Consider the following 10,941-nt stretch of genomic DNA (forward strand, 5'->3'; position numbering starts at 1 on the left):
CTTAGAGATTATTTATTGTCTTTACCGACATGCAGAATGGCGAGGAACGCTTCCTGCGGCAGTTCGACGTTACCGATCTGCTTCATGCGCTTTTTACCCTCTTTCTGTTTTTGCAGCAGCTTTTTCTTACGGCTGATATCGCCACCGTAGCATTTCGCCAGAACGTTTTTACGCAGCTGCTTCACCGTTGAACGCGCGATGATATGCGTGCCGATGGCCGCCTGAATCGCGATATCAAACTGCTGGCGAGGGATCAGATCTTTCATCTTCTCAACCAGTTCACGGCCACGGCTCTGGGAATTGTCGCGGTGGGTAATCAGCGCCAGCGCATCGACACGTTCGTTGTTGATGAGGACATCAACGCGCACCATGTCAGACGCCTGGAAGCGTTTGAAGTTGTAGTCCAGCGACGCATAGCCGCGGGAAGTCGACTTCAGACGGTCGAAGAAGTCGAGTACCACTTCCGCCATCGGAATTTCATAGGTCAGCGCCACCTGGTTACCGTGGTAAACCATGTTGGTCTGCACACCACGCTTCTCGATACACAGCGTAATGACGTTACCGAGGTAAGCCTGCGGCAGCAGCATGTGACACTCAGCGATCGGCTCGCGCAGTTCGTAGATGTTATTCAGCGGCGGCAGCTTGGACGGGCTATCGACGTAGATAGTCTCTTTCGCCGTGGTTTCCACTTCATAAACTACGGTCGGCGCGGTGGTGATCAGATCCAGATCGTATTCACGTTCCAGACGTTCCTGAATGATCTCCATGTGCAACAGGCCGAGGAAGCCACAGCGGAAGCCGAAGCCCAACGCGGTTGAGCTTTCCGGCTCGTAGAACAGGGAGGCATCGTTCAGGCTCAGCTTGCCGAGCGCGTCACGGAAGTTTTCGTAGTCGTCAGAGCTGACCGGGAACAGGCCGGCATAAACCTGCGGCTTCACTTTTTTAAAGCCTGGCAGCGGTTTGTCCGCCGGGTTACGCGACTGGGTCAGGGTATCGCCCACCGGCGCGCCGAGGATATCTTTAATTGCACACACCAGCCAGCCTACCTCGCCGCATTTCAGCTCGGTGCGGTCAACCTGTTTCGGCGTAAAGATGCCCAGACGGTCGGCGTTATAGACCTGACCGGTGCTCATCACTTTAATCTTGTCGCCTTTACGCATGGTGCCGTTTTTAATACGCACCAGCGAAACCACGCCCAGATAGTTATCGAACCAGGAGTCGATGATCAGCGCCTGCAGCGGGCCTTCCGGATCGCCTTCCGGCGGCGGAATATCGCGCACCAGACGCTCCAGTACATCGGTAACGCCCACGCCGGTTTTCGCCGAGCAGCGTACAGCGTCGGTCGCATCGATGCCGACGATATCTTCAATTTCTTCCGCAACACGCTCAGGATCGGCGGCAGGCAGGTCGATTTTGTTGAGAACCGGCACGACTTCCAGATCCATTTCCATGGCGGTGTAGCAGTTCGCCAGCGTCTGTGCTTCTACGCCCTGCCCGGCGTCAACCACCAGCAGTGCGCCTTCACAGGCCGCCAGAGAACGGGAAACTTCATAAGAGAAGTCGACGTGGCCTGGGGTGTCGATAAAGTTCAGCTGATAGGTCTCGCCATCGGCCGCTTTAAAGTCCAGCGTCACGCTCTGCGCTTTGATGGTAATGCCACGCTCGCGTTCCAGATCCATTGAGTCCAGAACCTGGGCTTCCATTTCGCGGTCAGAAAGGCCGCCGCAAATCTGAATAATACGGTCAGACAGCGTTGATTTACCGTGGTCGATATGTGCAATGATGGAGAAGTTACGTATATTCTTCATATATTAAAATATTTATGCCTTACGGATACTTTGAGGCCGCGGTACGGAGCCTGACATTGTTGTCGTTCGAAAACGCCGCATTCTACACTACAACCGCGCAACCAGGAAATGCTCTTCCCGCAAGCATAGCGCTTCCTGCGAGGAGCGTTCCAAAAAATAAAGCCAGTGTAATCACTGGCTCATTTCAGATGAAGATGCCGTGCGAATCAGGTCGGGGGGAAGCCCCACGCTGATGATGACCGGCTGCCAGGTTTGCCGCGCGGCAAGGCTTGGTGAAAACCCTTTCGCAATAAGAAATCCACCGACACCGCCCAGCACCGCACCACACAGCGCGGCGATATCGGTGCCGAACAGCACCTGAAATAGCGCTGCGACCACAAACAAACCGAGCAGCGGAGACATATATACCAGCATCGCGGAACCCAACAGGCTGCTTTCGGTAATGCCCAGCTCGACCTTTTGCCCCGCCACCAGCGGTTCCGCACTCGGTACAGTGATGGTGTGGGTGGTTTGCGGGCCTAACTTATTCAGCACCCGACTGCCGCAGCCCGCGCGCGAGGCGCAGCTGTTGCAAGAGGCTTTCACATCGCAGCTGACCTGCGCAAGGCCGTTGTCCCACGCGATAACGGTGGCCCACTCTTTAATCATTGCGCGCCCTTGAATTGAATACCGTCTGCGACCCGCTTCGCGGTTTGCGGCGGAAGTTCGCCAACGATGGTGATTTCAGCCTGGTTATGCACCGTGGTGCTCACCGTCCGGCGTCCGGTACGCAGCATTTGATCGCTGCTGTTGGCTGTGGCGCGATTGATGTTAATTGAGAAGCTAAAGAGCCCATCGGAGAACAGGCGCGACTCGACCGGGCTATCAACGCTCGGCAACGTGCGGCGGCTGCTGGAAATCTCTTTAAAGCCCTGCGGCACCCAGCCAGCGGACCAATTCAGATCAACATTGTTGTTGGTCGGCACAGAGAGCTGCGGCGGCAGATTAGCCTTCGCCAGGTTCTGCATCGTGCCGCTGACCTGATCGCCGGTGGTGACCGCTATAACCCGGAATTGCTCCAGCGTTTCGCCATCGCGGTCAAGCAGATCGACGCGCATCGGCAGTTTGCTTTCGGAATCAACCCAGACGATATAGCTGTAGCGCGTGCCGTCTCGCGCGACAACGCGAATCACATCGCACATGCGATCGGCAATACGCGTACGCCCGACGGAGATAAAGTCGTAGTAAGGCGCCAGACGTTTGAAATCGGTATAGACCAGCGAAGGCAAGGAGTCGACAATGTAGTCGCCGTTCAGCGTGAAGGGATCGAGACCCGGTTCAAAATAGCTGATCTCGTTACCGCGCTGGACCACCGCGCGACGCGGACCGTCCATTTGCAACAGCTCCGCCAGCGGCTGACCATTCAGACGCACGTGACGATAGCGTAACGATTCCACGCCGGATTTATTGATGCTGACGAACGACAGCTCGTAGTTGAGTGACTGACTGGCCAGATTCATTTCCTGCAACAACGCCCCGGACGATACATCAGCCGAGGCGTTTGCGGAGAAGAACAGGCTACCAGCCACAAGTGACATGGCACACCAAAGTTGCTTCATTACTGCGATTGCGTTCCTAAAGTTTGATAGCCTGGCACCTGAACAGCAGCCTGCTGAGTTTGTGCCTGCTCAAACTGAAGCTGTTCTGAATGCAAGCGACGCTGCAATTCATAGTCCTGCAGCATAGCATTAATACGACGACGCTGTTCCTGAACCTGCTGCTGGCCGTTACCCGCCGACGCGTCCGAAGGAACGCCCAGGCTAACCGGGCTGGCTTTGCCCATCATCGGCAGCGTGTTGAATACCGGTGACTCAGGTTGAGAGGAATCTGGTTGCCCATTATAGTGCTGAACGCCGACAATAACAGCCAGTGATACGCAAGCCGCCACGCCCATTTGGGTGAGCGAGCTGGCCCATGGACGGACCTTGTTCCAGAACGGCATTTTCTGCCATTGATGAGGTGCTGGCTGGGCTTCAGGAATGAGCGGCGCAGTCGGTATACGAACGGGCTCATTTTCGATGGCGGCCATCACGCGAGAGGAGATATCAAAATGAAGGACTTCACTCGTTTCGCCGCGCAGCGAGTCACGAATGAGGTGATAGCTCTCCCAGGTTTTCTGCAACTCTGTGGAACGTGTTAACTCAGTTAACAGTTCTTTATCCAGCGTTTCACCATCCATTAAGGCGGAAAGTTGTTCTTTCTGCATGCCTAATACCTTTTCCAGTATCCCGCTTCCGTCAACGCCTGATAAGCGGTTGAACTTTATTATCGATAGCTTCTCGCGCACGGAAGATACGTGAACGAACCGTACCTACCGGACAATCCATAATGACCGCTATCTCTTCATAGCTTAGGCCATCGAGCTCCCGCAAGGTAATTGCCATGCGTAAATCTTCCGGAAGCGCTTCAATGGTGCGAAAAACAATCTGTCTCAGTTCTTCTGACAACATTAAGTTCTCAGGGTTCGAAATTTCTTTCAAAGCGCCGCCGCTTTCAAAGTTTTCGGCCTCGTTCGCGTCCACATCGCTGGACGGCGGACGACGCCCCTGAGCAACCAGGTAATTTTTAGCCGTATTCACCGCAATGCGGTACAGCCACGTATAGAAAGCACTATCTCCCCGGAAAGAATCCAGCGCACGATAGGCCTTAATAAAAGACTCTTGTACGACATCCGGCACGTCGCCGGATGGCACATAGCGGGAAACCAGGCTCGCGACCTTATGCTGGTAGCGTACTACCAGAAGGTTAAAAGCTTTCTGATCTCCTTTCTGGACCCGTTCAACCAGGACCTGGTCCGTTAACTGCTCGCTCATCCGAGGTAATGTCTCCCCAAACCCTATTCCCATGCGTAATCAGAATGCCACTCCAACACTGCATTATGAGCAAGCAGAAGGTTAGAGTGTCCGGTTTTCGTAAAGTTCCGTTACGCTTTGTTTTTTGTTTCGCAGCAGGCCGTTCATTGTCTGTCATTATAAGTCTGCTGATGTGAACAGATGTGTAAGTTGCGAAATAAAAACGCAAATCCAGTGAAGAGTATCGTAACCCGGCCTTGATTTCACCATAAATAGCGGTGATAACACCTGGCTTTATTCAGATTTTTTGCCCTCGCCCACGCCGCCTTTTCAGCCAGCATGTTTAGCCATTATAACCCTGACGTAAAAAAACCCTGCACATATCGCTTTTATAGTGCTAATCTCCGATCACCGTGTTTAGTAAATTAAACAAAGAAGATGAACTCACTTCCAGAACTTTCCTGTGATGTATTGATTATAGGCAGCGGCGCTGCTGGGCTTTCGCTGGCATTGCGCCTTGCGGAGCACAGTTCCGTGATTGTCCTCAGCAAAGGCCCGATGAGCGAAGGATCCACCTTTTATGCACAGGGGGGAATTGCCGCCGTTTTTGACGAGACGGATAGCATTGAATCACACGTTGAGGATACGCTGATTGCCGGCGCGGGCATCTGTGACCGTCAGGCGGTGTCGTTTGTTGCCAGCAATGCCAGACACTGCGTGCAGTGGCTGATCGATCAAGGCGTGCTGTTCGATACGCAAATCCAGGCTAATGGGGAAGAGAGTTATCATCTGACGCGCGAAGGCGGCCATAGCCATCGCCGTATCCTGCACGCGGCGGACGCCACCGGACGCGAAGTCGAGAACACGCTGGTCAGTAAAGCGATGAGCCACCCGAATATTCGCGTGCTGGAACGCTGTAATGCCGTCGATCTTATCGTGTCGGATAAAGTCGGCCTGCCGGGCACCCGCCGGGTTGTTGGCGCGTGGATCTGGGACCGTAATAAAGAGAAGGTGGAAACCTGTTCGGCGAAGTCCGTAGTGCTGGCTACCGGCGGCGCCTCGAAGGTGTATCAGTACACCACCAACCCAGATATTTCCTCCGGCGACGGCATCGCCATGGCCTGGCGCGCGGGTTGCCGCGTCGCTAACCTCGAGTTTAACCAGTTCCACCCGACCGCGCTGTATCACCCGCAGGCGCGTAATTTCCTGCTCACCGAAGCCCTGCGCGGCGAAGGCGCACATCTGAAGCGCCCCGACGGTAGCCGGTTTATGCCGGACTTTGATGAACGTGGCGAGCTTGCACCACGCGATATCGTGGCGCGCGCCATTGACCACGAGATGAAACGCCTCGGCGTTGATTGCATGTACCTCGACATCAGCCACAAACCGGAAGCCTTTGTACGCCAGCACTTCCCGATGATTTACGAGAAGCTGCTGGGGCTGGGTATCGATCTCACCAAAGAGCCGGTGCCGATTGTTCCGGCAGCGCACTACACCTGCGGCGGCGTGATGGTCGACGACTATGGACGCACCGACGTGGATGGCCTGTACGCCATTGGCGAAGTGAGCTATACCGGCCTGCACGGCGCGAACCGCATGGCGTCAAACTCGCTGCTGGAGTGCCTGGTTTACGGCTGGTCGGCGGCGGAAGATATTCATAAGCGCATGCCGTACGCCCGTCAGGTGGAGAAACTGCCCGCCTGGGACGAAAGCCGGGTGGAAAACTCTGACGAACTGGTGGTGATTCAGCATAACTGGCACGAGCTGCGTCTGTTTATGTGGGACTACGTCGGTATCGTGCGCACCACCAAGCGGCTGGAGCGTGCCCTGCGCCGTATCACCATGTTGCAGCAGGAGCTGGACGAGTATTACTCACGTTTCCGCGTCTCCAACAACCTGCTGGAACTGCGCAACCTGGTGCAGGTGGCCGAGCTGATTGTACGCTGCGCGATGATGCGTAAAGAGAGCCGTGGGCTGCATTACACGCTGGACTACCCGGAACTGCTCGCGGAATCCGGCCCATCGGTGCTCTCGCCGCTGGTTCACATAAATAAATAGAACGCCTGGGTCAGCGCAGTGTAGCCTTCCGAGTACTGCTGCTCTGGCCCACGGATCGTTAGCCTGTCGCTATAGCACTCTCCGCCTTTCGGTGAAAAAGCCAGCAGCACGCGATGCGGCAGGCGCATTTCCGTCTCCGCGACGTCGGTGCGCAGACGTAAATGCCAGCCCATTGACAGCGCCTGCTGGGTAAAAGTCTGGCCGATATTTTCCGGTAGCACCACGCAGAAAAAGCCGTCTTCAGTCACCGCATTCGCGGCACAGGCCAACAGCGCCTGATGGTCGAGCGTGGTGGTGTAGCGCGCCTGTTCTCGCTGCGGCGTGGCGCATTCCACCCCCTGCTCGTAGTAAGGCGGGTTGCTGACAATCAGGTTGTAGCGCGTGGTTAGCCCGGCAACCCACTGCTGGATATCCGCGGTATGCACCTCAATTCGCCCGGCCCACGGCGATTCCGCCACGTTTTCCCGCGCTTGATCCGCCGCCTCTTCATCCAACTCGACGGCGTCGATCGTCACGTTCTCTTCGGTACGCTGCGCCAGCATCAGCGCCAGCAGCCCGCTTCCCGCGCCAATATCGAGGATTCGGCTCACCCGGGCGATCGGCGACCAGGCGCCGAGTAAAATGCCGTCGGTGCCCACTTTCATCGCACAGCGGTCGTGGGCAACAAAAAACTTTTTAAAGGTAAATCCGTTGCGGCGCAGCGCGGATTTAGAATCAGACGTCATAAGTAACCTTGCAGGCCAATCCACATAAGCATTCGGCTATGAACAATACCCGAGAACAGATAGCCATACAAACAGATGAAGATTACAGCCGTAACGTCTATAATCAGCGCCTCACACAGAGGTAATCATGACTGTAACGACTTTTTCCGAACTTGAACTTGACGAAAGCCTGCTGGAAGCCCTCCAGAGTAAAGGCTTTACACGCCCGACTGCCATTCAGGCTGCCGCCATTCCGCCTGCGCTCGATGGACGTGATGTTCTCGGTTCTGCGCCAACCGGCACCGGTAAAACAGCGGCGTATTTGCTGCCTGCGTTGCAGCACCTGCTCGACTTTCCGCGTAAAAAATCCGGCCCGCCGCGTATTTTGATCCTCACGCCAACGCGTGAGTTGGCAATGCAGGTCGCTGACCATGCCCGCGAACTGGCGAAAAACACCCATCTGGACATCGCCACCATTACTGGCGGCGTGGCGTATATGAACCACGCCGAAGTGTTCAGCGAAAACCAGGATATCGTGGTCGCCACCACAGGCCGTCTGCTGCAGTATATCAAAGAAGAAAACTTCGACTGCCGCGCCGTTGAGACGCTGATCCTCGATGAAGCCGACCGCATGCTGGACATGGGCTTCGCCCAGGATATCGAACACATCGCCGGAGAAACCCGCTGGCGCAAACAGACGCTGCTGTTCTCCGCGACGCTGGAAGGCGAAGCAATTAAAGACTTCGCCGAGCGTCTGCTGGAAGATCCGGTGGAAGTCTCCGCGACGCCGTCCACCCGCGAGCGCAAGAAGATTCACCAGTGGTACTACCGTGCCGACAACTATGAGCACAAAGTTGAGCTGCTCAAGCACCTGCTCAAGCAGGAAGACGCCACCCGTACCATCGTCTTTGTGCGCAAACGCGAGCGCGTGCATGAGCTGGCGGAAACGCTGCGTCTGGCCGGGATCAACAACTGCTATCTCGAAGGCGAAATGCCGCAGATTAAGCGTAACGAAGGTATCAAACGTCTGACCGATGGCCGCGTGAATGTGCTGGTTGCGACGGATGTCGCAGCGCGCGGGATCGATATCCCTGACGTCAGCCACGTGATTAACTTCGATATGCCGCGCGGCGCCGATACCTACCTGCACCGCATTGGCCGTACCGGCCGCGCGGGCCGTAAAGGCACGGCGATTTCGCTGGTTGAAACGCACGATCATCTGCTGTTGCTGAAGATTGGCCGCTATATCGAAGAACAGCTGAAAGCGCGGGTCATCGACGGGCTGCGCCCCACTACGCGAGCGCCAAGCGAGAAGATGACCGGCAAACCGTCGAAGAAAGTGCTGGCGAAACGTGCCGAGAAGAAAAAAGAGAAAGATAAAGAAAAACCGCGCGTGAAGGTACGTCACCGCGATCTCAAAAACGTTGGCAAGCGCCGCAAGCCGAGCGGTACCGGTGCAGCGGAAAAGAGCACCGAAGAGTAAAACAAACGCCGGGACATGTTCCCGGCGTTTTTATATTGAAGAGTAAGGGACAGCGGCCATGAAGAAAAAAGAGTTCGTGACTCAGGATCTCCTCAGCAAAATTTACCAACAGCCTGGCGATGGGCCGCGCAAGCTGCCGCCGGAGCGCCAGCTGGCCGAGGAGTACGGCGTCTCGCGCTTCACCATTCGCCAGGCGCTGGAAAAGCTTGCAAGCATTGGCGTGGTGCGCATCGTGCAGGGTTCTGGCATCTGGATTAACGAGCAAACGCGAGGCAATCCGCTGGTCTATAACTCAATTACCGAAAAACGCTTTGACCAAATGCGTTACCGGATGATCAGCCTGCACAAGAAACGGCCCGAGCGGGAGGACCGGCAGATTTTCGGCCTGACCGACGATGATTTTATCTGGCAGTTCTGCCGCCTGCGTTTCGTCGATGATATCGCCACCCAGATTGAGGTCTCACGGATGCCTGCGGCGATGTTCAGTGACCTTAACCAGGAGGTGATTGAACGCTCGCTTCAGCAGTACGTGCTGGAAAAAGGTTATCCCATCTCCCACCTGCTCACCAGCTATCGGGCGATTAGCGTCAGCCGCGAGCAGGCTGCGCTACTGGGCTGTAAAAAAGGCAGCCCGGCCATGCACATCAACAATCGGGGGATCCTCGACGGCGGGCAGGTTTATGAGATAAGCGACATCGTCGATATCAACTACTCCTGCACCTACGTCATCCCCCATAATCGCGACAATCTCGCTTTTCGCCAGCAGCCGCAGAGCTAGCCTACGGCGTGTGTATCGCGCCGTCCGGCAGGCGGCTCTGCGTCCACTCATGCGGGCGATAAACGACCGGATGCGCCAGCGCCTGCGCCTCGTCAAAGCCCACGCCAATACCCGGCTCCGTCGGCGGATAGATAAAGCCGTTTTTCACCTCTGGCGCGCCGGGGAAAACGGCATCCGTGGCGGCGGAACGCGGAATAAACTCCTGAATCGCGGCATTGTGCAGATGAATGTTGAGATGCGTATTCACCGCGACCCCAATAGGCGTCATATCGCCCGGACCATGCCACGCCAAACGTACGCCAAAGGCCTGGCATAGCACCGCCAGCTTCAGGGCCGGGGTGATGCCGCCAATCTGCGAAATATGGCAGCGAATAAAATCAATTTGCCGGTTGACGATGAGGTCATGCCACTCCGCCGGATTATTAAACAGCTCCCCCATCGCCAGCGGCACGCAGGTCTGCTGGCGAATCTGCGCCAGCCACGCGCTCTGCTGTGGCGGTAAAATATCTTCAATAAACCACGGCTGATAAGGCTCCAACAGCTTTGCCATCTGGAGCGCCTGCTGCGGGAAGAGTCGCTCGTGGACATCATGCAGAATATGGAAACGATGACCGTAACGCGCGCGCAGCAGACGGAACATTTCTACCGTATTGCGAACGTACTCATCCTGATCGAACCAGGCTCCCGGCGTCGGATTTTCCGGCGTTTGCATTTCGCGCGGCGTCCCACCGTAAAAGCCTAGCTGGCAGCGAATATGGCGATACCCCTGCTCCAGCAGCTTATCCACGGAGACAAACAGTTCCTCCGGCGTTTCACCACTGGCGTGAGTGTATGCGGCAATCGCATCGCGCGATTTTCCTCCCAGCAGCTGATATAGCGGCATCCCGGCCAGTTTTGCTTTGATATCCCACAGCGCCATATCCACGCCTGAGATGGCGTTGTTCATGACCGGGCCGTTGCGCCAGTAGGCGTTGACGTTCATCATTTGCCAGAGATCTTCGATATTGTTGGCATCACGCCCCACCAGCAGCGGTTGCAGATATTCATCGACCATCGTCTTTACCGCCAGCGGGCGTTGCTGGAAGGTGGCGCAGCCGTAACCAATGGTGCCGTTGTCGGTCGTCACCCGTACCGTCACGAGGTTGTGGCGGTCCGGACGCGTGATAAAACAATCTATCGCAGTAATCAGCGTAGGTTTCACAGAAGGCTCCCTGTGGAAAATAATAATAGGATTGCCATTATCTTCACTCTATTTTCGGCGTTCGGTAAACCTTTTTAT

General features: G+C 55.9%; 10 protein-coding genes. 3 read left to right on the forward strand and 7 right to left on the reverse strand.

The genetic code is table 11. The annotated features are described in order from the left end of the window. Positions 1-8: 8 nt before the first annotated feature. From lepA to rpoE, 5 genes are all read right to left on the reverse strand, one after another. Positions 9-1,808: a translation elongation factor 4 gene (lepA, locus tag NNN71_RS13450; protein WP_271458666.1), complete on the reverse strand. Its 1,800-nt coding sequence runs from the start codon at positions 1,806-1,808 to the stop codon at positions 9-11. A gap of 171 nt (positions 1,809-1,979) precedes the next feature. Beyond that, positions 1,980-2,456, reverse strand: coding sequence for a SoxR-reducing system protein RseC (gene rseC / locus NNN71_RS13455; RefSeq protein ID WP_271458667.1), 477 nt, complete (start codon positions 2,454-2,456; stop codon positions 1,980-1,982). Beyond that, positions 2,453-3,406, reverse strand: a complete 954-nt coding sequence (gene rseB, locus NNN71_RS13460; RefSeq protein ID WP_163448318.1) for a sigma-E factor regulatory protein RseB — start codon at positions 3,404-3,406, stop codon at positions 2,453-2,455. Before rseB ends, rseC begins: the two co-directional genes overlap by 4 nt. Beyond that, on the reverse strand, positions 3,406-4,053 hold the full coding sequence (gene rseA / locus NNN71_RS13465; RefSeq protein ID WP_163448319.1) for an anti-sigma-E factor RseA: 648 nt from the start codon (positions 4,051-4,053) through the stop codon (positions 3,406-3,408). Before rseA ends, rseB begins: the two co-directional genes overlap by 1 nt. 31 nt (positions 4,054-4,084) lie before the next feature. Next, the gene (gene rpoE, locus NNN71_RS13470; protein WP_064543429.1) at positions 4,085-4,660 is read right to left on the reverse strand and encodes an RNA polymerase sigma factor RpoE; all 576 of its coding nucleotides are present in this window, start codon (positions 4,658-4,660) and stop codon (positions 4,085-4,087) included. 417 nt (positions 4,661-5,077) lie between these two features. On the opposite strand from rpoE, the gene nadB reads away from it, so the two are divergent. Further along, on the forward strand, positions 5,078-6,697 hold the full coding sequence (gene nadB, locus NNN71_RS13475; protein ID WP_163448321.1) for an L-aspartate oxidase: 1,620 nt from the start codon (positions 5,078-5,080) through the stop codon (positions 6,695-6,697). On the opposite strand, the gene trmN is transcribed toward nadB, so the two are convergent. After that, a complete protein-coding gene (gene trmN, locus NNN71_RS13480) occupies positions 6,682-7,422 on the reverse strand; it encodes a tRNA(1)(Val) (adenine(37)-N(6))-methyltransferase TrmN (protein WP_271458668.1) in 741 nt (246 codons plus the stop codon). The two genes, nadB and trmN, sit on opposite strands and share 16 nt — an antisense overlap. 127 nt (positions 7,423-7,549) lie before the next feature. Between trmN and srmB the strand changes: the two genes are divergently transcribed. Then, complete coding sequence (srmB, locus tag NNN71_RS13485; RefSeq protein WP_163448325.1) at positions 7,550-8,884, forward strand: ATP-dependent RNA helicase SrmB; 1,335 nt, start codon at positions 7,550-7,552, stop codon at positions 8,882-8,884. Between the two features lie 58 nt (positions 8,885-8,942). After that, positions 8,943-9,662: a GntR family transcriptional regulator gene (locus NNN71_RS13490; RefSeq protein ID WP_163448327.1), complete on the forward strand. Its 720-nt coding sequence runs from the start codon at positions 8,943-8,945 to the stop codon at positions 9,660-9,662. A gap of 1 nt (position 9,663) precedes the next feature. Here the strand turns inward: NNN71_RS13490 and NNN71_RS13495 are convergent, their stop codons facing one another. Continuing rightward, positions 9,664-10,863, reverse strand: a complete 1,200-nt coding sequence (locus NNN71_RS13495) for an enolase C-terminal domain-like protein (protein WP_271458669.1) — start codon at positions 10,861-10,863, stop codon at positions 9,664-9,666. Positions 10,864-10,941: the final 78 nt, after the last annotated feature.

The sequence above is a fragment of the Kluyvera sp. Awk 3 genome (assembly GCF_028069715.1).
Lineage (GTDB): Bacteria > Pseudomonadota > Gammaproteobacteria > Enterobacterales > Enterobacteriaceae > Kluyvera > Kluyvera georgiana_A.